19 protein-coding genes are annotated in these 23,023 nt (G+C 60.5%); 16 read left to right on the forward strand and 3 right to left on the reverse strand.

What is annotated here, in order from left to right:
- The first annotated feature begins 76 nt into the window (after positions 1–76).
- Together PMI27_RS25915 and PMI27_RS25910 are read left to right on the forward strand one after the other, a co-directional pair.
- Positions 77–2,134 (forward strand): carbon starvation CstA family protein, encoded by a 2,058-nt coding sequence (locus PMI27_RS25915; RefSeq protein WP_024164521.1) that lies wholly within the window; start codon positions 77–79, stop codon positions 2,132–2,134.
- A 14-nt stretch (positions 2,135–2,148) separates the two neighbouring features.
- A complete protein-coding gene (locus PMI27_RS25910) occupies positions 2,149–2,346 on the forward strand; it encodes a YbdD/YjiX family protein (protein WP_007900300.1) in 198 nt (65 codons plus the stop codon).
- Positions 2,347–2,435: 89 nt separating this feature from the next.
- Here PMI27_RS25910 and PMI27_RS25905 read toward each other — a convergent pair whose 3' ends face one another.
- Both PMI27_RS25905 and PMI27_RS25900 read right to left on the reverse strand, forming a co-directional pair.
- Positions 2,436–3,149 carry a metallophosphoesterase gene (locus PMI27_RS25905; protein WP_008147030.1) on the reverse strand — a complete coding sequence of 238 codons (714 nt, stop codon included), beginning with the start codon at positions 3,147–3,149 and terminating at the stop codon, positions 2,436–2,438.
- A 115-nt stretch (positions 3,150–3,264) separates the two neighbouring features.
- The gene (locus PMI27_RS25900; RefSeq protein WP_008147028.1) at positions 3,265–3,462 is read right to left on the reverse strand and encodes a hypothetical protein; all 198 of its coding nucleotides are present in this window, start codon (positions 3,460–3,462) and stop codon (positions 3,265–3,267) included.
- A 563-nt stretch (positions 3,463–4,025) separates the two neighbouring features.
- Between PMI27_RS25900 and PMI27_RS0229080 the strand changes: the two genes are divergently transcribed.
- From PMI27_RS0229080 to PMI27_RS25865, 8 genes are all read left to right on the forward strand, one after another.
- Positions 4,026–4,427: a DUF5329 domain-containing protein gene (locus PMI27_RS0229080; RefSeq protein ID WP_050595015.1), complete on the forward strand. Its 402-nt coding sequence runs from the start codon at positions 4,026–4,028 to the stop codon at positions 4,425–4,427.
- A 951-nt stretch (positions 4,428–5,378) separates the two neighbouring features.
- Positions 5,379–6,359, forward strand: coding sequence for a quinone oxidoreductase family protein (locus PMI27_RS25895; protein ID WP_008155074.1), 981 nt, complete (start codon positions 5,379–5,381; stop codon positions 6,357–6,359).
- 14 nt (positions 6,360–6,373) lie between these two features.
- Complete coding sequence (locus tag PMI27_RS25890) at positions 6,374–7,222, forward strand: TauD/TfdA dioxygenase family protein (RefSeq protein WP_008155073.1); 849 nt, start codon at positions 6,374–6,376, stop codon at positions 7,220–7,222.
- Between the two features lie 87 nt (positions 7,223–7,309).
- Positions 7,310–8,362, forward strand: a complete 1,053-nt coding sequence (locus PMI27_RS25885) for a 3-keto-5-aminohexanoate cleavage protein (RefSeq protein ID WP_008155072.1) — start codon at positions 7,310–7,312, stop codon at positions 8,360–8,362.
- A gap of 92 nt (positions 8,363–8,454) precedes the next feature.
- Positions 8,455–9,783, forward strand: a complete 1,329-nt coding sequence (locus tag PMI27_RS25880; protein WP_008155071.1) for an MFS transporter — start codon at positions 8,455–8,457, stop codon at positions 9,781–9,783.
- Complete coding sequence (locus tag PMI27_RS25875; protein WP_008155070.1) at positions 9,780–10,442, forward strand: DsbA family oxidoreductase; 663 nt, start codon at positions 9,780–9,782, stop codon at positions 10,440–10,442. The genes PMI27_RS25880 and PMI27_RS25875 overlap by 4 nt, the downstream gene beginning before the upstream one ends.
- Complete coding sequence (locus PMI27_RS25870; RefSeq protein ID WP_008155068.1) at positions 10,439–10,765, forward strand: Rieske (2Fe-2S) protein; 327 nt, start codon at positions 10,439–10,441, stop codon at positions 10,763–10,765. Before PMI27_RS25875 ends, PMI27_RS25870 begins: the two co-directional genes overlap by 4 nt.
- On the forward strand, positions 10,762–11,772 hold the full coding sequence (locus PMI27_RS25865) for a YeiH family protein (RefSeq protein ID WP_008155066.1): 1,011 nt from the start codon (positions 10,762–10,764) through the stop codon (positions 11,770–11,772). The genes PMI27_RS25870 and PMI27_RS25865 overlap by 4 nt, the downstream gene beginning before the upstream one ends.
- A 158-nt stretch (positions 11,773–11,930) precedes the next feature.
- Here the strand turns inward: PMI27_RS25865 and PMI27_RS25860 are convergent, their stop codons facing one another.
- Positions 11,931–12,980 (reverse strand): AraC family transcriptional regulator, encoded by a 1,050-nt coding sequence (locus PMI27_RS25860; protein ID WP_008155064.1) that lies wholly within the window; start codon positions 12,978–12,980, stop codon positions 11,931–11,933.
- A 356-nt stretch (positions 12,981–13,336) separates the two neighbouring features.
- On the opposite strand from PMI27_RS25860, the gene PMI27_RS25855 reads away from it, so the two are divergent.
- The 6 genes from PMI27_RS25855 to PMI27_RS25830 all read left to right on the forward strand — a co-directional run bounded on the left by PMI27_RS25855 (position 13,337) and on the right by PMI27_RS25830 (position 23,000).
- Positions 13,337–13,903 carry an RBBP9/YdeN family alpha/beta hydrolase gene (locus tag PMI27_RS25855; RefSeq protein WP_033053036.1) on the forward strand — a complete coding sequence of 189 codons (567 nt, stop codon included), beginning with the start codon at positions 13,337–13,339 and terminating at the stop codon, positions 13,901–13,903.
- Positions 13,904–14,030: 127 nt separating this feature from the next.
- Entirely contained in the window at positions 14,031–16,043 is a 2,013-nt protein-coding gene (locus PMI27_RS25850; RefSeq protein WP_008155061.1) for a DUF1302 domain-containing protein, read from the forward strand.
- 41 nt (positions 16,044–16,084) lie between these two features.
- Positions 16,085–17,443, forward strand: coding sequence for a DUF1329 domain-containing protein (locus PMI27_RS25845; RefSeq protein WP_008155059.1), 1,359 nt, complete (start codon positions 16,085–16,087; stop codon positions 17,441–17,443).
- A 149-nt stretch (positions 17,444–17,592) separates the two neighbouring features.
- Positions 17,593–18,666 carry a WD40/YVTN/BNR-like repeat-containing protein gene (locus PMI27_RS25840; protein WP_008155058.1) on the forward strand — a complete coding sequence of 358 codons (1,074 nt, stop codon included), beginning with the start codon at positions 17,593–17,595 and terminating at the stop codon, positions 18,664–18,666.
- A gap of 31 nt (positions 18,667–18,697) precedes the next feature.
- Entirely contained in the window at positions 18,698–21,214 is a 2,517-nt protein-coding gene (locus tag PMI27_RS25835; RefSeq protein ID WP_008155057.1) for an efflux RND transporter permease subunit, read from the forward strand.
- Between the two features lie 7 nt (positions 21,215–21,221).
- Positions 21,222–23,000 carry an acyl-CoA dehydrogenase C-terminal domain-containing protein gene (locus tag PMI27_RS25830; RefSeq protein WP_008155056.1) on the forward strand — a complete coding sequence of 593 codons (1,779 nt, stop codon included), beginning with the start codon at positions 21,222–21,224 and terminating at the stop codon, positions 22,998–23,000.
- Positions 23,001–23,023: the final 23 nt, after the last annotated feature.

Here is a 23,023-nt window from a genome sequence, read left to right on the forward strand (position 1 = left end):
TGGGCCAGCTCCGCACAGCGGACACAATTATAAAAATTACCGCCGCAGTCCACTGGCTGTCGGCAGGAGACACGCTATGCCCCGTCTGGCTAAACACCTCGCCTGGTTTGCCGTGGCTGTCCTGGGAGCGTTTGCGCTAAGTGTCGTGGCCCTGCGCCGCGGCGAAGCGATCAATGCCCTCTGGATCGTAGTCGCAGCAGTCGCTATCTATCTCGTCGCATACCGCTACTACAGCCTGTTCATCGCTACCAAAGTGATGCAACTCGACCCCAATCGTGCCACGCCCGCTGTCGTCAACAATGACGGTCTGGACTACGTGCCGACCAATAAACACGTCCTCTTCGGTCACCACTTCGCAGCCATTGCTGGCGCGGGGCCGCTGGTCGGTCCGGTCCTGGCGGCGCAGATGGGTTACTTGCCCGGTACGCTGTGGCTGATTGCCGGCGTGGTGCTGGCCGGTGCCGTTCAGGACTTCATGGTCCTGTTCATGTCCACCCGCCGCAACGGCCGTTCCCTCGGCGACATGGTTCGTGAGGAAATGGGCCGCATCCCCGGCACCATCGCGCTGTTTGGCTGCTTCCTGATCATGATCATCATCCTCGCGGTGCTGGCGCTGATCGTTGTGAAAGCCCTGGCCGAGAGCCCGTGGGGCATTTTCACGGTGATGGCGACCATCCCGATCGCGATGTTCATGGGCATTTACATGCGCTACATCCGCCCGGGCCGCATCGGTGAAATCTCCGTTGTCGGCGTGTTGTTGCTGCTCGGTTCGATCTGGCTGGGCGGGCAGATTGCTGCTGATCCGGTCTGGGCCAAGGCCTTTACCTTTACCGGGATCCAGATCACCTGGATGCTGATCGGTTACGGTTTCGTTGCCGCGGTATTGCCGGTGTGGCTGATTCTGGCGCCGCGTGACTACCTGTCGACGTTCCTGAAAATCGGCACCATCGTGGCCTTGGCGATCGGCATCCTGATCACCATGCCTGACCTGAAAATGCCGGCACTCACCCAGTTCATCGATGGCACCGGCCCGGTATGGAAGGGCGGTCTGTTCCCGTTCCTGTTCATCACCATCGCCTGTGGCGCAGTCTCCGGTTTCCATGCGCTGATTGCTTCGGGCACTACGCCGAAGTTGTTGGCCAGCGAAGGCCATGCCCGTTACATCGGTTACGGCGGCATGCTGATGGAATCCTTCGTCGCCATCATGGCCATGGTCGCCGCTTCGGTGATCGAGCCGGGCGTGTACTTCGCCATGAACAGCCCGGCGGCGCTTGTCGGCTCTGACGCTGTTACGGTTGCTCAGACTGTCAGCAGCTGGGGCTTTGCGATTACTCCGGAAGCGCTGCAAGCGGTGGCCAAGGACATCGGTGAAACCACGATCCTGGCCCGTGCCGGTGGTGCACCGACCCTGGCAGTCGGTATCGCGCAGATCCTGCACCACCTTCTGCCGGGTGAGAACACCATGGCGTTCTGGTACCACTTCGCGATCCTGTTCGAAGCGCTGTTCATCCTGACGGCTGTGGATGCCGGTACCCGTGCCGGCCGTTTCATGCTGCAGGACTTGCTCGGCTCCTTCGTGCCGGCGCTGAAACGCACCGAATCCTGGACCGCCAACCTGATCGCAACCGCCGGGTGTGTGGCGATGTGGGGTTACTTGTTGTACCAGGGCGTGATCGATCCGCTGGGTGGCATCAACACCTTGTGGCCGTTGTTCGGTATCTCCAACCAGATGCTGGCCGGTATCGCGCTGATGTTGGCGACTGTCGTGCTGATCAAAATGAAACGCCAGCGTTACGTCTGGGTCACCATGTTGCCCGCTGTGTGGCTGCTGATCTGCACCACCACCGCCGGCTTCATCAAGCTGTTCGATGCCAACCCGGCGATCGGTTTCCTGGCCTTGGCCAAGAAGTACAGCGATGCGCTGGCCAACGGTCAGATCCTCGCCCCGGCGAAGAGCATCGACCAGATGCAGCACGTGATCTACAACGCCTACACCAACGCAACGCTGACGGCGCTGTTCTTGCTGGTGGTCTTCAGCATCCTGTTCTTTGCGCTCAAGGTCGGTATCGCCGCCTGGGGCACTAAAGAACGTACGGATAAAGAAGCGCCATTCCAGGCTCTGCCGGATGCTTGATCGAGGATTGCAGCATGTTCAATGACCTGAGTCGCCTCGGTAAATACCTCGGTCAGGCGGCGCGCCTGATGGTCGGCATGCCCGACTACGACACCTACGTCGAGCACATGCAGACCAAGCACCCGGACAAGCCAGTGATGAGTTACGAGGTGTTTTTTCGGGAACGCCAGGAAGCTCGTTACGGAAGCAAGGCTGGGCCGAAGTGCTGTTGATGATCGGTGGCAGTGATGCCACCTGAATAGCTAATAAAAAACCCGGCTGATGAGGCCGGGTTTTTTTTGAGTGGCCGAATTGTGTTGAGTCAGCTTGCGGGGATGGTTTCGAGCGTTTCGAGATCCAGCAGGGTGAAATAACCACGGTCCGGCCTCCAGCCACCCGTATCGATGTGAATCACATTGCCAAGGCTGACGGGCATATAAAGCGGCGTATGCCCTACGACCAGTGCGCGCAGTCCTTCAACGCCATGCGCCTCGTGCTGATCGATCCGCCTTCGTGACCACATGCAGTAGTGCTGCACCTCCTGCAGACGCCTGTTGCTTTCCGGCGACTCCAGTTCGTTTCGCAGTTGCTGCCATGATGGAAATGGACAATCGGCATGCACGATGCCGATCAGGCCGTAGGCCGTTTCGACTTCGATCGCGATAGGGAGCTTGGCGAACTGCGCCGCGAATGCTTGCTTTTCGAGCGGCGACAGGTCCAAGAACCATGAGCCGCCGTTGTCGATCCAGCTGTCGACGTCGCAGGTATCGAAGTACACCACGTAGTCGTCATGGTTGCCTCGCACCGGGTGGAACCATGCCTTGTCCAGCCAATCGAGCGCATCGTGACACTCGGGCCCACGATCAATCAGATCGCCAACACTGAACAGGCGATCTACCAAGTGGTTGAATCCGGCTGCATCCAGAGCGTCCTGCAATCGAGTGAAATGGCCATGAATGTCACCGACCGCGAAATCTCGGCCGGCCACGTTTGCGGCGAAGCGCTTGACACGCGACATCTCTAAATTTTCGAGCATGGGAATGCCACTCCGGCAGCTCCCCAACGGGCTAGTTAGTTGAGTTTAGGTCAAGAAGTGGTATTCGACCGTTACAGCTTGCCCAACAGGCTGCCCGGATCAAGCGCGGTTAGAGTCAGTAACTCGTTGCCTGTCCAAAGTGATTGTCCTGCACTCCGGCGATAAGGTGCAGAGGCACGTGTTGCGCATCCATGGATGGAACTTCGAAACTTTCCACAATCTGGGTGTGGCGCTCACTCAGCCCGGTCGACTCTTCGACAAGAGCCTTAGCCATTCTCGCGTGGTTCGCTGCGATTTCATTGAGAGTTGACACGTTACATCTCCCGGTGACTGACCAAGCGCATTGCTGGCGTCCTAAGCGTTAATTAAAGTGCTGCCGCGTCAGAATTATGTCGTTCTGGGGCTGCTACGAGCGTCTTGTGCAAACCTTGAGCCAGACGTTGTCAAAAAAATCGCGCTACGTTTCTGATGCGACGAATGGTGGTGGCTGGCTTCCAAGGGGATATTTCCTGAGCCTATAAGGAGCCTGTAAGGCCGGGGAAAAGGTGATTAGACGTGCAGAAGTTGTTTTGTTAAAAAAATAGTGCATGGCTGCTATTGACGCGCCAATGCATCTCCATTCGGTTAGATGGAAATCGCCCAACATTGAGCTGGGCAATGATCAATGAGTCTGATGCCGATACAGGGATAAGTAACTGCGACTTTGGCCAACTGCTCGCGCACAGACGTTGGGCTCATTGATCCCCTTTCTCTTTTCCAGGTTGATCCTTTCGAACGAAGAATATCGCGCAGGGGGAGTGCATGCGGATTGGCCCAGCCCTGGCTGCTCGGGCGATGCCGCGCTACAGTCATCGTTTTCAGGACAGGGAAAGTATCATGTGGGTTTTGAACGTAGCGGTAATTCGACCCATTTTCCGCCGATGGCTGATCGCTGTTTCTATCGGCCTTTTTGCAGTGGCGGGCGGTGTACAGGCTCAAATCTCGCCACAGGCGAACCAGGAGATAAAGGGCTTGCTGGATTTTGTGGAGCGCAGCGAGTGTAAGTTCGTGCGCAACGGCAGTGAGTACCCTGGACCCCAGGCTCGGGCACATCTCGAAAAGAAGCTGAATTATCTTGAAGGCAAGAATCTGGTGAGCAGTGCAGAAGACTTCATCGATCTTGCTGCCACTAAAAGCAGCATGAGTGGCAAAGCCTATCAAGTGCGTTGCTCAACAGGCGTCCAGCCGACGAGTACCTGGCTGAAGATGGAGCTACAGAGACAACGTCAGCTCCATTGAATCTACCCCCCGAAACCGGGGTACATATCCGTTTCTGCGGTGATGGCGGCTGGCGGTTTCGCTCTTACAGCGACTCCCTTTTGCAGACGCCCAAAAGGAAGCAAAACGCTTTGCCCCTCCATTCGGTGCCTCGCTTAGGCTCGGCATGCCCTCACTCCGGCATTGCTCCGTGGGCCCGCCGCCATCGGCCATCCATGGCCGGGGGCGGCTACCGCGGCATCCTTGCCGCGGTGCCCACTGCGCAGAACCTGCGCTCGGCCTCTGGGAAAGGGGCAAGCAGATCAAGATCAAAAACCAGAGCCAAAGCCAAAGCCAAAGCAAAATCAACAGCTCCCGGCACTCACTGGTTCCTGTGGGAGCGAGCCTGCTCGCGAAAAACGTCAAGACACCGCGTTCATTCAGACAGCACGCGTAATCGTTCACGTCTTTCGCGAGCAGGCTCGCTCCCACAGGGGAATGCGTACGCTTGAAGAGACAGGTCGGCCGGTAGGCCGCCTCGCGGTGTTTTTGCGGTGCACGCCCCCTCGAGAGGCCGAGTGGAGGTTCTGCGCAGTGGGCAACCCGGCATGGATGCCGGGTTAGCCGCCCCCGGCCATGGATGGCCGATGGCGGCGGGCCCACGGAGCAGGACCGGAGCGAGGGCATGCCGAGCCTAGGCGAGGCACCGAACGACAGGGGCAAGAGCCCTTGGTTACTTGGGGCTCTTCCAAGTGACTCGCTGTAAAAGCGAAACCAATAGCCGCCGTGACCGCAGAAACGGATATGTATCCCGGCATCAGCCCACACTTGCCGTGCTTTTACGTTTCCAGGATTCGGACAACACACACAGTTGTCATGAAATGAAAAGCCATTGTCGTCTGATGAGAAGCGACTCCCCAGACGGCGTCCTACAGTCCAATCAGCGCAATTCGACGCAGCACGCCCATCTTGCAGATTGGAGAATAAGAAAAAATGGCCAAAGCCGTACGCTTCTACGAAACCGGTGGTCCCGAAGTCCTCCGTTATGAGGAGGTCGAAGTTGGCGACCCCGGTCCAGGCCAGGTTCGTCTTCGTCATGTGGCGGTCGGCCTGAACTATGCCGACACCTACTTTCGCAATGGCACCTACCCGATCCCGATGCCCAATGGCATGGGGGTTGAAGCCTCCGGTGTGGTCCAGGCCATCGGCGAGGGAGTCACCAATGTCCGTGTGGGTGATCGCGTCACCTATACCGGTTTTCTCAATACCTTGGGGGCCTACAGCACCGAGCGTCTGATCCCGGCCGCGCCGCTGATCAAACTGCCGGAAACCATCAGTTTTGAGACCGCCGCCGCCATGACCATGCGCGGCCTGACGTCGTCGTACCTGATGCGGCGCATCTACGATTTCAAGGCCGGCGACAGCATTCTGCTGCACGCCGCCGCTGGTGGCGTGGGCCTGATCGTTTCACAGTGGGCCAAGCTGCTCGGCCTGACCGTCATCGGCACCGTGTCCACCGAGGTCAAGGGTGAAATCGCCCGTGCCCATGGCTGCGACCATGTCATCAATTACAGCCATGAAGATGTCGCCCAGCGCGTGCGTGAAATGACTGATGGTGTCGGTGTCAACGTGGTGTTCGACAGCGTCGGCAAGAACACCTTCATGGGTTCGCTGGACTCGCTCAAGCGTCGTGGCCTGATGGTGTGCGTCGGCACGGCATCCGGTCCGATCCCGGCCCTGGACCCGGTACTGCTGGCGATGAAAGGCTCGCTGTTCATGACCCGTCCAGCCCTGGCCGATTACATCGCCGACCCGGCGGAAAAAGCAGCCCTGGCCGGCGAATTGTTCGACCACGTTGGCAGCGGTCGGATCAAGATCGAGATCAACCAGCACTATGCTTTGCAGGATGCCGTGCAGGCCCATCGCGACCTGGAATCACGCAAAACCACGGGCTCTTCGATTTTCGTTATTTAAGGGAGTCGTCTGCCATGAAAGTCGAACAATTGACCTGCAGCATTGGCGCCGAACTGATCGGCGTGAACCTCGCCGACGCGGTCCATGACGACGGTCTTTTTGCCGAGATTCGTGCTCAGTTGCTCAAGCATCGGGTGGTGTTCTTGCGCGATCAGGACATCACTCGCGCCGAGCACGTGGCCTTCGCTCGCCGCTTCGGTGAATTGGAAGATCATCCGGTGGCCGGCAGTGATCCGGATCATCCCGGGCTGGTGCGCATCTACAAGAACCCGGACCAGCCGATGGACCGCTACGAAAACGCCTGGCACACCGACGCGACCTGGCGCGAGTCGCCGCCGATGGGCTGCGTGCTGCGCTGCGTAGAGTGCCCGCCGGTGGGCGGCGACACCATGTGGGCCAACATGGTCGAGGCCTACGCTCGTTTGCCGGAGGACGTAAAGGTCAAGATTGCCGACCTGCGCGCCCGTCACAGCATTGAAGCAAGCTTTGGCGCCGCCATGCCGATCGAAAAACGTCTGGCGCTCAAGGCGATGTACCCGGATGCCGAGCACCCGGTGGTGCGCACTCATCCGGAAACCGGGGAGAAGGTGCTGTTCGTCAACGCCTTCACCACGCACTTGAGCAACTACCACACCCCCGAGCGGGTGCGCTTCGGCCAGGACGCCAACCCTGGCGCGAGCGAGTTGCTGCGCTACCTGATCAGCCAGGCCTACATCCCCGAGTATCAGGTGCGCTGGCGCTGGAAACCCAACAGCATCGCCATCTGGGACAACCGCAGCACCCAGCACTACGCCGTCATGGATTACCCGCCGTGTCATCGCAAGATGGAGCGTGCCGGGATCATCGGCGACAAGACCTACTGATCGACCCCTTCTGCATTCGCACTCGTAAACACGTCTGCCCGGCACGATCCCGGGTGGGCGCGACAATCATAAAAACAGGAGTAACTCATGCAATTCTTCGACGATTCCCTGCACCCGGAAAACATGGAAAAGGTGGTCATCACCGTGGCCCCGTACGGCCCGGAATGGATGCCGGAAGACTTCCCCGAAGACATCCCGCTGACCATGGACGAACAGGTGCAAAAAGCGGTCGAATGTTATGAGGCCGGCGCCACCGTCTTGCACTTGCACGTGCGCGAGCTGGACGGCAAGGGTTCCAAGCGTCTGTCCAAATTCAACGAATTGATCGCCGGCGTGCGTGAAGCCGTGCCGGACATGATCATCCAGGTCGGTGGTTCGATTTCCTTCGCGCCGGAAAGCGATGGCGAAGCCGCCAAGTGGCTGTCTGACGATACGCGCCACATGCTGGCCGAGCTGACGCCAAAACCGGATCAGGTCACGGTGGCGATCAACACCACCCAGATGAACATCATGGAACTGCTGTATCCGGAATACCTGGAAGGCACGTCCCTGGCCAATCCCCTGTATCAGGCCGCCTACAGTGAAATGACCGTTCCGGCAGGTCCGGCCTGGGTCGCCGAGCACCTCAAGCGTCTGATGGACAACGGCATCCAGCCGCATTTCCAGCTGACCGGCATGCACGCCATGGAAACCCTCGAGCGTCTGGTGCGCAGGGGCGTCTACAAGGGCCCGTTGAACCTGACCTGGATCGGTATTGGTGGCGGTTTCGATGGCCCCAATCCGTTCAACTTCTTCAACTTCATCCACCGCGCGCCAGACGGTTGCACCCTGACCTCCGAGTCGCTGCTCAAGAACGTCATGCCGTTCAACACCATGTCGATGGCCATGGGTATGCACCCGCGTGTGGGCAATGAAGACACTATCATTGATCACAAGGGCGATCGTTTCGGCTCAGTTGCGCAGATCAAGCAGACCGTGCGTATCGCCCATGAACTGGGTCGCGAAATCGCCACCGGTAAAGAAGCCCGTGAGATCTACCGCATCGGCGTGCAGTACCAGAGCATCGAAGAAACGCTGCTGGCCAACGGCATGGCCCCCAACCGCAAGGCTGGGCAGAAAGGTGTGCCGCAACGCGGCTGATCGGCAGACGAAGCGGGAGGTCGATGGCCTCCCGCTCGCTGCACTGCAACACGCTTGATAACAACAATAAAACAAAGCTTTGAGGAGGCTGCATGGCCTTTCACCCAATCGCCGCAGACGATGACGACTGTGCTGTCGGTGTTGCGCGACCGTATGCCTGGATCGTCTTCGCACTGACGTTCGGGCTGTTGATTTCCGATTACATGTCACGCCAGGTGTTGAACGCGGTGTTCCCGATGCTCAAGGGCGAATGGGCCCTGAGCGACGGTCAGCTCGGCCTGCTCAGTGGCATTGTCGCGCTGATGGTGGGGCTGCTGACGTTTCCGCTGTCATTGCTGGCGGATCGCTTCGGCCGGGTCAAGAGCCTGGCGCTGATGGCCTTGCTGTGGAGTCTGGCGACGCTGGGTTGCGCAGTGGCGCAGGACTATCAGCAGATGTTCATTGCACGATTCATGGTCGGCGTCGGCGAAGCGGCGTACGGCAGCGTCGGCATCGCGGTGGTGATTTCGGTATTTCCCAAACACCTGCGCGCAACGCTGGCCAGTGCCTTCATGGCGGGCGGCATGTTCGGTTCGGTATTAGGGATGGCGCTGGGCGGTGCAATCGCCGCCAAGCTTGGCTGGCGCTGGTCGTTTGCCGGCATGGCGCTGTTCGGCCTGCTGCTGGCAGTGCTTTACCCGATCATCGTCAAGGAAGCACGCATTGCGCCGCAACGTGCCTCCCTGGCGGCGAACAAGGCGGCGGCAGCGGTCAAGCGTCCGTTGCGTACGCTGTTTTCCAGCCGTTCGGTGATCGCTGCCTACATCGGCAGTGGCTTGCAACTGTTCGTCGGCGGCACCGTGATTGTGTGGATGCCCAGTTACCTCAATCGTTATTACGACATGGCCACGGATAAGGCGGGCGGCGTCGCGGCGATCATCGTGCTGTGCAGCGGTGCGGGGATGATCCTGTGCGGCATGCTCAGCGATCGACTGTCGCGCCATTCGCCGGAGCGCAAAGTCACTTTGGCCATCACCTATTGCCTGGGCAGTTGCCTGTTGTTGTCGGCGGCGTTCGCCCTGCCGGCAGGGCCTGTGCAATTGGTGCTGATCTGCCTGGGCATGTTGATTGCCGCCGGCACGACCGGCCCTTGCGGAGCGATGGTTGCCAACCTGACCCATTACTCAGTCCACGGCACGGCCTTCGCCACGCTGACCCTGGCCAACAACATGCTGGGGCTGGCACCTGGGCCGTTCATCACCGGCAAGGTGTCCGACCTCATTGGCTTGCAGGCTGCTTTTCAATTAGTGCCGCTGGTCAGCATCGCGGCTGGGGCCGTGTTCTTTTATGCCAAGTGTCATTACCACAAGGACATTGCCCGGCTTAAGGGCGAGCACGTCCACGATTCGATTAGCAAAGCGGTGTTAGAGGTGAAGTTGTGAGTAGTCGTTTACGTATTGATGTGTTCTTCGATTTCATCTGCCCCTGGTGCCTGATCGGCAAGCGTCAACTGGAGCATGCGCAGGTACAGTTTCGCAGTCGCCACCCGGATGTGCAGATCACCACGGTGTGGCATGGCGTGCAGTTGCTGCCTCAGTTGCCGGTACAAGGTGAGCCCTTCGCCGATTTCTACCGCAAGCGTCTGGGCAATGCCGACGCTATGACCATGCGCCAGGCCCAGGTACAGCAGGCTGCCGCGGCGGTTGGACTGGCCATCGACCTCAGCCACATCGAGACGATGCCCAACACCGCAGACGCCCACCGTTTGTTCGAACGAGTCAGCGTATTGGGCAATGCTGCTCAGCGTGAAATGTTGCTCGAACGGCTGTTCACCGCTTATTTCCGCAAACGCGAAAACCTGGGGTGCCGCGAGACCTTGCTCGCCATTGCCCGCTCCTGCGGCATCGATGCGGACGTCGTGCTCGATTGCCTGAGGGGCGACGCCACGCCATTCGATGGCTTCCCCGGCGCGACCAGTGGGGTGCCGAGCTTTCAGTTCGACCGTCGCATGACGGTGATCGGTGCACAACCTGCTCAGGCGCTGCTCGGGGCCATGAGCCAGGCACTGAAAGAAAGTGATCACGAGCGGCAACCTGCATGAACCGGCGTATCCCCGTGCCTGTCGGAAAACTCCCGCAGGCGGGCGGTCGTGCACTGTTCGAATTCGATAACAAAAGCCTGGCGTTATTCAACGTCGAAGGTGACGTGTTCGCCATCGACGACAGTTGCCCGCACCAGGGCGCCTCGCTGTGTGGCGGGCGCCTTGAGGGGCGAGTGATTCAGTGCTGCGCCCATGGCTTGCGCTTCGATTTGCGCAGCGGCTACTTGCTCAATTCCACCGCAGTCAAAGTCACCAACTACCCGGTCGAGATTATCGACGGCCAGGCATTCATCGTCATCGTTCCCGAGGAGTCCGCGCCATGAGCGCCATCGCTCTCACCCGTATCCACAGCCGAACGCGCGAATTGGCGCCGGGCTTTATCGTCAGTCTGATCGTTGCAGCGGCTGCGTCCTTTTTGTCCGAGCACTACGGCGCGCCGGTGATGCTGTTTGCTTTGTTGCTGGGCATGGCGGTGAACTTCCTGGCCGGTGACGGTGCCTGCAAGGCTGGCATCGAGTTCACGGCGCGCACCGTGTTGCGCATTGGTGTGGCGCTGCTGGGCATGCGCATCACCCTCGAACAGATGGCTGCGCTGGGCTGGAAGCCTGTGGCCCTGGTGGTGATTCTGGTGGTGGTGACCATCGGCGTTTCAGTGATCGCAGCCAAGGCGCTGGGCTTTCAGCGTTTGTTCGGCATGCTCACCGGGGGCGCCACGGCGATTTGTGGTGCATCGGCCGCGTTGGCGCTGGCGGCGGCATTGCCGAACCATCCGCAGAAAGAACGCGCGACGTTATTCACGGTGATCGGGGTGTCGGCGCTGTCGACCCTGGCGATGATCGTGTACCCGATGATTGCCAACTGGCTGTCGTTGTCGCCACAAGTGGCGGGCGTGCTCCTGGGGGCGACCATTCACGATGTCGCCCAAGTGGTCGGTGCCGGTTACAGCATGTCGACCGAGACTGGCGATACGGCCACGGTGGTCAAGCTGATGCGGGTTGCCATGCTGCTGCCGGTGATCGTCTGTGCCGCCATGATCACCCGCATGCAGGGCGCCGACCCGACCGGCAAACGACCGCCGCTGCTGCCATGGTTCGCTGTCGGGTTTCTGATTCTGGCCTGCATCAACAGCACCGGCTGGGTGGCCCCGGTGGTGCAGGGATCGGTCAATGAATTGTCGCGCTGGTGCCTGGTGGTTTCCATCAGCGCTCTGGGCATGAAAACCCAACTCAAGGAGCTGGCCGCTGTCGGCATCAAGCCGATCCTGTTGATGGTGGGGGAGACGGTATTTCTCGTCGTGCTGGTGCTGTTGTTGCTGCGTTGGGGGCTTTAGAACCTGACGCAAAACGCTTTATGGCAGGGCTGCACTGCGGTCGACTCCTAGTCGCAGTGGGGCTCCCGACCGGTGTCACAAACGCCGGTTTTTTGCGGCGACTGTACCAGCAGTCGCCGTTTTTTTTTGTGGAAGTCCCAGGGGGCCTTTCAGTCGTCTCAGGGTTCCGTGGGGGCGGGCAGGGTGCTCGGCTCGCTGGGTGCCTTGGGTTGTTTTTGCGCGCTGCGCCAAGCCGCCGGCGGCATGCCGAACTGGGTGATGAACCAGCGTGTGAAGGAACTCGCCATGGAGTAGCCGAGCATGTCGGCGATCCGGCCCAACGAGTAATTCGGGTTTTCCAGGTAGCGCAACACCAGGTCACGGCGCACGTCGTTGATCAGGTCGTTGAAGGCGCAGCCGTCGTCTTTGAGGCGACGTTGCAGGGTGCGTACGTTCATACCCTGGGTCTGGGCGATCTGCTCGATGGTGGCGCGTCCCATCGGCAGCAGCAGGTAGATGGCTTTGCGCACCTCGAACAGCATCGAAGGGCCTTCGTGGTTCAGCAGTGAGTCGAGGTAACTCTGGGCGTAGCGCGCCATGGCCGGGTCGGCATGGGGGTTGGTCATGTCGAGGCTGGCATTGGGACAGACGATGCCATTGAACTCGCTGCCGAACTCCAGTTTGCAGCCGAACAGACGGCGATGCAGTTGCAGGTTGTCGGGAGGCTGGTGCGTGAAGTTGACGCTGTAGGGTTGCCAGTGTGCGCCGAGCAGGGCAGCGCACAGGCGGAACATCACCCCGATCGCCAGTTCATTGGCTTGTCGGCAGGGCATCGGCGATTCGGTGACCACCTCTTCGCGAATGATCACCATCTTGCCCGCCTCCTCGATGAAGAGGGCCAGCGAATCGTTCATCAGATGACGGTAGTGAACCAACACTTGCAAGGTGTCACGCAACGTACGCTGATGACTGAGCAGCAGACTGACCACGCCGAAGTCCGAGAGCTGGCGCGACTCGGCCATGCTCAGGCCGAAACTCTGGCAGCCACTGGCGACGGCCGAGTCCTCCAGCAGACGCACGGCGGCATCGATGGGAATGCGATGTTCAGGGGCTTGCAGCTTGGCTTTGCTCAAGCCGACGCCGGCCAGTACATCGCGCGGGTTGAACCCCAGGTACTGAGTGACCTCCAGGTAGTTGGTCAAGACGGCGGCGCGAACAAGCTTGGGCATGCGAAGGTCTTTCCTGGGCCGGTTGCGATTCAAATTTGCGTGGCGACTATATCCAGCACATCAACAATTGAACAGTTGTGACGTTGGCGAGGGCGCTCGCTAAATGCTGTCCAAAATCACACCGTCGTTGTACAGCAATCGACGCTCACCCATTGATTACAGTGAGCTGTAGAGAACCTGCGGGGATATTCGACCAATGGTCGCTGTGTGCCCAACACCTGGAAATTTGTCATGAAAAGAAAAGTGCCTGACGTCTAATGAAAAGCGCCTCGGGCGGGCGCTCTTTAATGTCAGTCCTACAAGAAGCCCCTGGCGAACAGAGCCAGTCGAGTCATCGAGAAAGCGAAGGTGTTGAAGTGAACAAACTGCAAACTGCAGCAACCGTTCTGATCGTACCAGGTCTGCGCGAGCACGTTGCCGAGCATTGGCAAACGCTGCTTGAAACCAGGCTGTGCAAGGTACGCAGTGTGCCGCCGCTGGACACCGACAAGCTTGATTGCAGCAAGCGGGTCGAAGCGATTCAGCATGAGCTGGAACAGATCGACGGGCCTGTGATTCTGGTCGCTCACAGCGCCGGCGTGTTGATGGTTGCGCACTGGGCTGCGCGGCACAGTCGGCCGATCAAAGGCGCGCTGCTGGCCGCTCCGCCGGACCTCGATGCCCAATGGCCGCAAGGCTACCCATCCGTTGAAACCCTGCGTACCCAGGGTTGGGACCCTCTACCCAAAGGCCGGTTGCCGTTCCGCAGTCTAGTGGCCGCCAGTACCAACGACCACCTCGCCAGCCTGAACGCCGCCACGCGCATGGCCGAAGGCTGGGGCAGCGAACTGCTCAATCTCGGCGAAGTCGGTCATCTCAATCCTGCTGCCGGGTATGGGCACTGGCCACAAGCCGAAGCCCTCATCCTCGAGCTGGATCGCTAGTTCAGGCGCCGGTTGGCCCGCGCCATCCGGCATTTGCCCTCACTCCTGAAACCGTAAACCCCTGGAACAAGGGGTTGCGCGAGGGCGGCTGCGCTTAAAACAAATACAAAAAGGCGGAGACAACGCAATGCACAACAATAAGAGTCACGGGTTCGCACCCTCGCGTTACACCTTGTTGGCCTCGGCCATCCTGGCCGCAGCCGTGCCGGTCGCGCAGGCGATCGAGCTCGACACAGGTAACCCGGACTGGACCGTACGTCTTGATAACACCGTGAAGTACAACTACGGCGTACGCACCGAAAGCGCTGACAAACGCATGCTGGCAACGCCGAACAACAACGACGGCGACTACAACTTCCGCAAGGCCGGGACCAACATCACCAACCGTGTCGACCTGTTGACCGAGATGGATGTGGTCTACCAGAACCACATGGGTTTTCGTGTCAGCGCCGCCAGTTGGTACGACAAGGCCTACGAGAACACCGGTTCCAACTCCAACCCGTTCGTCAACGGCAACGACGCAAGGTCGGGACTGGTCGCCAACGACCCACGTCTGGCCGGAGTCACCGGTGACAACGTCGGCAACGGCAGCCCGCACCTGAGCAACTATGCCCAGCGTTATTACACCGGACCGTCCGGCGAAATCCTCGATGCCTTCGTGTTCTACAGCACCGAAGTGGGCGAGGAGTCGCTGCTCAGCGTCAAGGCCGGACAGCACAACGTGTTCTGGGGCGAGACCATTCTCAACCCGGTGCACTCGATCAGTTACGGCCAATCCGGTCTGGACCTGGCCAAACTGGCTGCCTCGCCCGGTACCGAAGCCAAGGAACTGTTCGTTCCGCGTAATCAGTTGTCGATGTCGTTCACCGTCAATCCCGAGTTGACCGTGGGTGCCCAGTATTTCCTCGATTGGGACGCCGCGCGCCTGCCGGAAGCCGGCACTTATTACGGCGGTTCCGATCTGGTCGGTTTCGGTGCGCAATCTTTCCTGCTGGGCAACACCAATGGTGTGGTGCCGGGCAGTCCGCTGGGTTGTGGTCTGGCGCCCTGCAACGGGCTGACCAATGTGCGTCGCGGTCATGACCTGACGCCGGACAAGCGCGGTGACTGGGGCGTTATGGCCAAGTGGTCGCCGGCCTGGCTGGATGGCACCCTTGGTGTTTACTACCGCGAAACCTCGGAAATCCTGCCGCAAGCATGGCTGGATGCCAGAGGCCTGAGTTCTGCCAACCCCAACGGCACCCCGCCGGCTGGGCAAGTGCCTGCGGTGGTCAATACGCTCAACTCGCTGAGCACCGCCACCTATCAAATGGCCTACGCCGACAACATCAAGATCGTTGGCCTGAGCCTGTCCAAGGATGTGGGCGGGGTGAGTGTGGGGTCGGACCTGAACATTCGTCACAACATGCCGCTGGCCAGTATTCCGGCGATTGTCAGCACCAACAGTCCGCTGGGCCTGGGCGCGGGTCTTGGCCTGTTGCCGGCACGCACGGCTGCCACCGGTGTGGTGTATGACACCCCGGAGAGGGGCGACAGCATGGCCGCCACCGGCGACACCTTGCACTGGACGCTCAACGGTCTGATGACCATTGCCAAAACGCCGGTGTTCGATTCGGCAACCCTGCTGGGCGAGCTGTATTACAGCAACCTGCTCAAGCTCGATAGCAAGAACGAGGCGCTCTACAAGGGCAAGGACACCTATCGCGGCATCGACCAGCCGACCCGGGACAACTGGGGCATCGCGGTCAACTTCACGCCGACCTGGTACCAGGTGTTTCCCGGCGTCGACCTCAACGCACCGATGTCCGTCAACGTGGGCCTTGCCGGCGTGTCGCCAGTGTCCGGTGGCGGCGCCAAAGACACCGGTAACTATGCCGTGGGCGTGGGTGCCGTTGTGTACAACAAATACTTCGTCGACCTGAAGTACGTGGACTCCTTCGGCAAGACCGACAAGTGCGACACCAGCGGTCTGAGCACCGGCGCGGCCAATGCCGGCAGCGGCGACGGCTCCACTCCCAATGCCTTTAGCGGCAATGAAAACTACGCCTGTTACGGCGGTGGCTACTCAGCCTTCTCCGGTGGAGGGGCCACGACTGAGGACCGTGGCGCCGTTTACCTGACGATGAAAACAACTTTTTGATGCACCACTGATTTGCTCAATGCAAGCAGGAGAATAACAAGATGAAATTCGCAAAAACCGTGTTGGCCGCGTCGCTGGCCATGGTCCTTGCCGCCCAGGCACAGGCCGCTGTTTCAACTCAGGACGCCGCCAAATTGGGCAGCAGCCTGACCCTGGTGGGCGCCGAAAAGGCCGGGAACGCTGATGGTTCCATTCCCGCCTATGACGGTGGCCTGACCACGCCGCCGGCCAGCTTCAAAGCCGGTGACAGCATGCGTCCGGATCCCTTCGTCAACGAAAAACCGTTGCTGGTGATCGACGGCAAAAACGTCGATCAGTACAAGGGCTTGCTCAGTGCAACCACGGCGGAACTGGCCAAACGGTTCCCGAGCTTCCACGTCAATGTCTACCCGACCCACCGCACCGTTTCGCTGCCCAAAGCCATCCTCGACAACGGCGTGAAGAATGCCAGCGGCGCCAAGTCCCTCGAAGGCGGTTTGGCCATCGATAACGTGCTGCCGGGCGTGCCGTTCCCGATCCCGCAGTCGGGCAACGAAGCGATGTGGAACTTCCTGCTGCGCTATCAAGGCGTGAGCATCAACTCCAAGTACGACTCCTGGAACGTTGACTCCGCTGGCGTGCCGAGCCTGGCGACTACCGGCCAGGCGTTCATTTCCTATCCGATCTACGAAAACCTCGCGCAGCCGATCAGCAGCGCCGACGTGTACTACCAGATGAAGCTGTCCTACACCGGCCCCGCGCGCCGGGCCGGTGAAGCGGTGATGCTCAAGGACGCCGCCAACCCGCTGCAGCAACCGCGTCGCGCCTGGCAGTACCTGCCTGGCCAGCGTCGGGTCAAGCTGGCACCGAACCTGGCCTACGACACGCCTAACCCCGGCACCGCCGGCGCGGGCACCTACGATGATGTTTTCGTGTTCAACGGTGCACTGGATCGTTACGACTGGAAGCTGGTAGGCAAGCAGGAAATGATCGTGCCGTACAACACCTACAAGCTGACTTACGCCCAGGATCCCAAGTCGCTGACCACCGCCAATCACCTGGCTCCCGATTATGTGCGTTGGGAAAAACACCGTGTCTGGGTGGTTGAGGGCAACCTCAAGTCCGGCGCTCGACACATCTATCAGAAGCGCCGCTTCTACCTCGATGAAGACAGCTGGACCGCTCTGGCCTCTGACCAATACGACGCCCGTGGTCAGCTGTACCGTGGCTCCTTCGCGTTCCTCAGCCAGAGCTACGACAAGCAGATCCCGGATTCCACGCCCTTCATGATCTACGACCTGGTGGGGGGGTCCTACAACATCAACGGCGTGGTCGGGCCGTACGGCGGCATCAAGTACATCGATCCGCTCTCCAAGGCGCAATGGTCGTCGGAATCCCTGGCCGGCAGCGGCATTCGCTAAGCCAAACGCAAAAAAGCGCCCGCAAGGTCCACGGCTCACAAGGCGTGGACCCTGCGGCGGTTGGTGCACGCCGATCGTCGTGGGCGCCAGGTGTGAACGTCAGACACACGGATGTGTGTCCCGGCGCGGTTTTCCGAAGAGGACGCGGTATGTGTTCGTATAAGAATTATTTGCAGGTGGCGTTTGGGGTTGTGCTCGGCCTGTTGCAGGGCGTCACCCACGCGGCCGATTACGTCGATGTGCTGGACCTGCCCGCCAGGGTCAGTGCCTTGGCCATCAACAGTCCGTTGTCCGGCATGGCCCGCGCCGGTGAGCGCGTGATCGCCGTCGGCCAGCGTGGCCATATTCTGTTTTCCGACGATGCCGGCCAGCACTGGCAGCAGGCAGCGGTGCCGGTCAGTGCCGACCTCAATGCCGTCAGCTTTCCATCCGCCACTCAGGGCTGGGCGGTGGGCGGCGACGGTGTGGTGTTGCACAGCAACGACGCGGGGGCGACCTGGCGCAAGCAACTGGACGGCCGCGAGATCGGTGCCTTGTTGGTCAAGCATTACGGCGCGTTGGTCAGTGCAGAACCGGGCAACGAACAATGGCCACTGTTGGTCGCCGAAGGTGAGCGCCTGGTGGCGCAGGGCGCCGACAAGCCCTTGCTCGATGTCTGGTTCGCCAACGACCGCCTCGGCTATGTGGTCGGGGTGTTCAACCTGATCCTGCGCACCGAAGACGGCGGCCAGAGCTGGACCCCGTTCCAGGACCGCACCGACAACCCGCAGGGCTTTCACCTCAACGCCATCGCCTCCACCGGTGATGCGCTGTACATCGCCGGCGAGCAGGGCTTGTTGCTGAAATGGAATGACACCCAACAGCGCTTCGCCGCTGTGCAGACACCTTATCAGGGCAGTTTTTTCGGTGTGCTCGGCAAGCCCGGGGAAGCGCTCGTGTATGGCTTGCGCGGCAATGTGCTGCGCAGCACCGATGGCGGTCTCAGCTGGACCCCGCAGGACAGTGGCCTGCGCGTCAGCATCACCGCCGGCATCGTCGATGCCCATGGTGATTACCGCCTGTTCACTCAGGGCGGGCAGATGCTGGTGAGCCAGGGCGCCGGTGCGCAAATGCACTGGTTGCAGCAAGCCGAACCGGTTCCGGTGACGGGCGTCACGCGCGCCGCCAACGGTGCGCTGGTGGTGGTTGGCAGCCGTGGTGCACGGACGCTGTCCGTTGAATAAGCCCTCGAACCCTTAGAGCGAGAACCCAGACATGGGCAATATCAAACAAGAAACCATGCCGGTGATCCGCGATCTGCGGGACTTCGACCGCCAATCCGGCAATCGGCTGGAGCGGTTGGTGTTCAACTACCGTCCGCTGTTCATGCTGCTGATGGCGCTGGCCACCGTGGTGTTGGGCTACATGGCCGCGACTCGCCTGGAGCTGCGTCCCAGCTTCGAAAAAATGATTCCGCAGAGTCAACCGTACATCCAGAATTTCCTGGAAAACCGCCAGTCGCTGCGCGGGTTGGGCAACTCGGTGCGGGTGGTGGTGGAGAACACCCAGGGCGATATCTTCGACCCCGGTTACCTGGACGTGCTCAAGCAGGTCAACGACAAATTGTTCCTCACCGAAGGCGTCGACCGCGCCTGGATGAAGTCGTTGTGGAGCCCGGCGGTGCGCTGGACCGAAGTCACCGAGGAAGGGTTCCAGGGTGGTCCGGTGATGCCCGATACCTATGAGGGCAAGCCTGAGCAAATAGAACAGCTGCGCCAGAACATTTCCCGCGCCGGTATCGTCGGCAGTCTGGTGGCCAGCGACTACAAATCGAGCATGCTGATCGTGCCGCTGCTGGACAAGGCCACGGCCAGCGGTCAGCGCATCGACTACCACGCCTTTTCGCAGATGCTCGAAGAGCAGTTGCGCGACAAGATCGAATTCGCCGGTGACAGCGCTGCACGCAAGGCCGGGGAGGAGGGCAAGGGCCAGTACAAAGTCCGGGTGATCGGTTTCGCCAAACTGATGGGCGACCTGATCGACGGGCTGATTCAGGTGATGATGTTCTTCGGCCTGGCCGTCGTCACTTCGCTGATCATTATTTACGCCTACACCCGATGCGTTCGCAGCACCTTGCTGGTGGTCGGCTGCTCGCTGATCGCGGTGGTCTGGCAACTCGGCATCGTCGCCTGGCTCGGCTATGCCATCGACCCGTACTCGGTGCTGGTGCCTTTTCTGATTTTCGCCATCGGCGTGTCCCATGCGGCGCAGAAGATGAACGGGATCATGCAAGACATCGCCCGTGGCACCCACAAACTGATCGCCGCGCGCTACACCTTCCGCCGTCTGTTCATTGCCGGCGTCACCGCGCTGCTGGCTGACGCCGTCGGATTCGCGGTGCTGATGCTGATCGATATTCCGGTGATCCGCGACCTGGCGATCACCGCCAGTATCGGTGTGGCGGTGCTGATTTTCACCTCGCTGTTGCTGATGCCGGTGGCGCTGTCTTATGTCGGTGTCGGCGCTAGGGCTGCCGAGCGTGCGCTGAAAATCGACACGCGCGCGGAAGGGCACAAAGGCTTCGGCAAACTGTGGGACTTGCTCGACCGCTTCACCACGCGCAAGTGGGCCGCCGGGGCGGTATTGGTCGCGGTGCTGATGGGCATCGGCGGCTTCATGGTCAGCTTGCAGCTGAAGATCGGCGATCTGGAAAGTGGCGCACCGGAGTTGCGTGCCGACTCGCGCTATAACCGTGACAACGCCTACATCACCAGCCACTACGCGCTGTCCAGCGACCTGTTCGCGGTGATGATCAAGACTGCGCCGGAAGGCTGCTTGAACTACAAGACGCTGGTCCTCGCCGACCGTCTGGCCTGGGAACTGCAGCAGTACCCGGGCGTACAGGCCACGGCTTCGTTGGTCAACGCGGTGCGCCAAATCACCGCCGGCACCTACGAAGGCAACCCCAAGCTCAACAGCATCCAGCGCAATCAGGACGTGCTGAACTACGCCGCGCAGCAAGCCTCGGTCAACTCCCCGGAGTTGTTCAACACCGATTGTTCGCTGATGCCGGTGATCACCTTCCTCAAGGACCACAAGGCCGAGACGCTGGATGCCGTGGTGGGCATCGCCGAGAAATTTGCCCGGGAGAACAACAGCGAAGATCGCCAGTTTCTGCTGGCGGCCGGGTCGGCCGGGATTGAAGCAGCGACCAACATCGTGGTTCGCGAGGCCAATCGCACCATGCTGCTTTACGTCTATGCGGCGGTGACGCTGTTCTGCCTGATCACCTTCCGCAGTTGGCGCGCAACCCTGGTCGCCCTGTTGCCACTGGTGCTGACGTCGATCCTTTGCGAGGCGTTGATGGTGGCCATGGGCATTGGCGTGAAGGTCGCGACCCTGCCGGTGATCGCATTGGGCGTGGGGATTGGCGTGGACTACGCGTTGTACCTGCTCAGCGTGCAGTTGCATTTCCAGCGCCAGGGCCTGCCGCTGTCTCAGGCTTACCGCAACGCTGTGTCGTTTACCGGCCGGGTCGTGGGCCTGGTGGGCATCACCCTGGCGGCCGGCGTGGTGTGCTGGGTCTGGTCGCCGATCAAGTTCCAGGCCGACATGGGCATCCTGCTGACCTTCATGTTCCTGTGGAACATGCTCGGCGCGCTGGTGCTGATTCCTGCCCTGTCGTACTTCCTGCTGCGTCACCCCGTTCCGCAAGTCCACGTGGCGCAAGCCGCTGAAACCGATACATCTCAACGCCAGGGCATGCCGCATGCCCTGACCACTTCCGAGTAAGCCAACCATGTCTGATTACAAAGCTCCTTTGCGCGATATGCGCTTCGTGCTCAACGAAGTCTTCAAGGTGTCCAGCTTATGGGCCCAATTGCCTGGCCTGGCCGAGGTGATCGATGAAGAAACAGCCGCTGCGATCCTTGAAGAGGCCGGCAAAATCAGTGGTGAAGTTATCGCACCGCTGAACCGCAGCAGCGACGAGCAGGGCTGCACCTGGAGCAACGGCGCCGTCCAGGCGCCGGACGGTTTTGTCGCGGCCTACCAGGCATTCGCCGACGGCGGTTGGGTGGGTGTTGGCGGTGATCCGCAATTCGGTGGCATGGGCATGCCCAAGGCCATTTCGGCTCAGGTCGAGGAGATGGTCAACTCGGCAAGCCTGTCGTTCGGCCTGTACCCGATGCTGACCGCCGGCGCGTGCCTATCGATCAATGCCCACGCCAGTCGGGAGCTCAAGGAACGCTATCTGCCGAACATGTACGCCGGCACCTGGACCGGTTCAATGTGCCTGACCGAGGCGCATGCCGGCACGGACCTGGGCCTGATTCGCACCCGTGCCGAACCTCAGGCCGACGGCAGTTTCAAGATCAGCGGCAGCAAGATTTTCATCACCGGCGGCGAGCACGACCTGACTGAAAACATCATTCATTTGGTGCTCGCCCGGTTACCGGATGCACCGGCAGGTCCCAAGGGGATTTCGCTGTTTCTGGTGCCCAAGGTGCTGGTCAATGCCGATGGCTCGCTGGGTGAACGCAACTCGCTGTCCTGCGGTTCCATCGAGCACAAGATGGGTATCAAGGCCTCCGCTACGTGCGTGATGAACTTTGACGAGGCGACCGGCTGGATCATCGATGCGCCGAACAAGGGCCTGGCGGCGATGTTCACCATGATGAACTACGAACGTCTGGGCGTGGGTATCCAGGGCCTGGCGTTGGGTGAGCGTTCGTACCAGAACGCCGTCGAATACGCCCGTGACCGTCTGCAAAGTCGTTCGCCGACGGGCGCGCAGAACAAGGACAAAGCCGCCGATCCGATCATCGTGCACCCGGATGTACGGCGGATGCTGTTGACCATGAAAGCCTTGAACGAAGGCGGGCGGGCGTTTTCCAGCTACGTGGCCCTGCAACTGGATACCGTCAAGTACAGCGATGACGCGGCAACCCGCAGCCGCGCTCAGGAACTGGTGTCGCTGCTGACCCCGGTGGCCAAGGCGTTCCTCACCGACATGGGGCTGGAAACCACGGTGCATGGCCAGCAGGTCTTCGGCGGCCACGGTTACATCCGCGAATGGGGCCAGGAACAATTGGTTCGCGACGTGCGCATCACCCAGATCTACGAAGGCACCAACGGCATCCAGTCACTGGACCTGGCCGGGCGCAAAATCGTCGGCAGCGGCGGGGCGCTGTACCGGCTGTTCGCTTCGGAAATCCGCAACTTTACCGCCAATGCCTGCGCTGACCTCGGTGAGTTCACCAAACCGTTGAACGCCGCCGTCGACACCCTCGACGAACTGACTGCCTGGCTGCTGGACCGAGCCCAGAACAACCCGAATGAAATCGGTGCGGCTTCGGTCGAGTACCTGCACGTGTTCGGCTACACCGCGTACGCCTACATGTGGGCGCGAATGGCCAAGGCGGCCATGAGCACGCATTCCAAAGACGATTTCTACGCCAGCAAACTGGCCACCGCGCGCTTCTACTTCGCCCGTCTGCTGCCGCGTATCCATTCGTTGAGCGCATCGGCCAAGGCGGGCAGCGAATGCCTTTATCAATTGGATGCAGAGCAGTTCTGAGCCCACGTAAAAAGGACCGGGAA

This window comes from Pseudomonas sp. GM41(2012) (genome assembly GCF_000282315.2).
Classification (GTDB): Bacteria; Pseudomonadota; Gammaproteobacteria; order Pseudomonadales; family Pseudomonadaceae; genus Aquipseudomonas.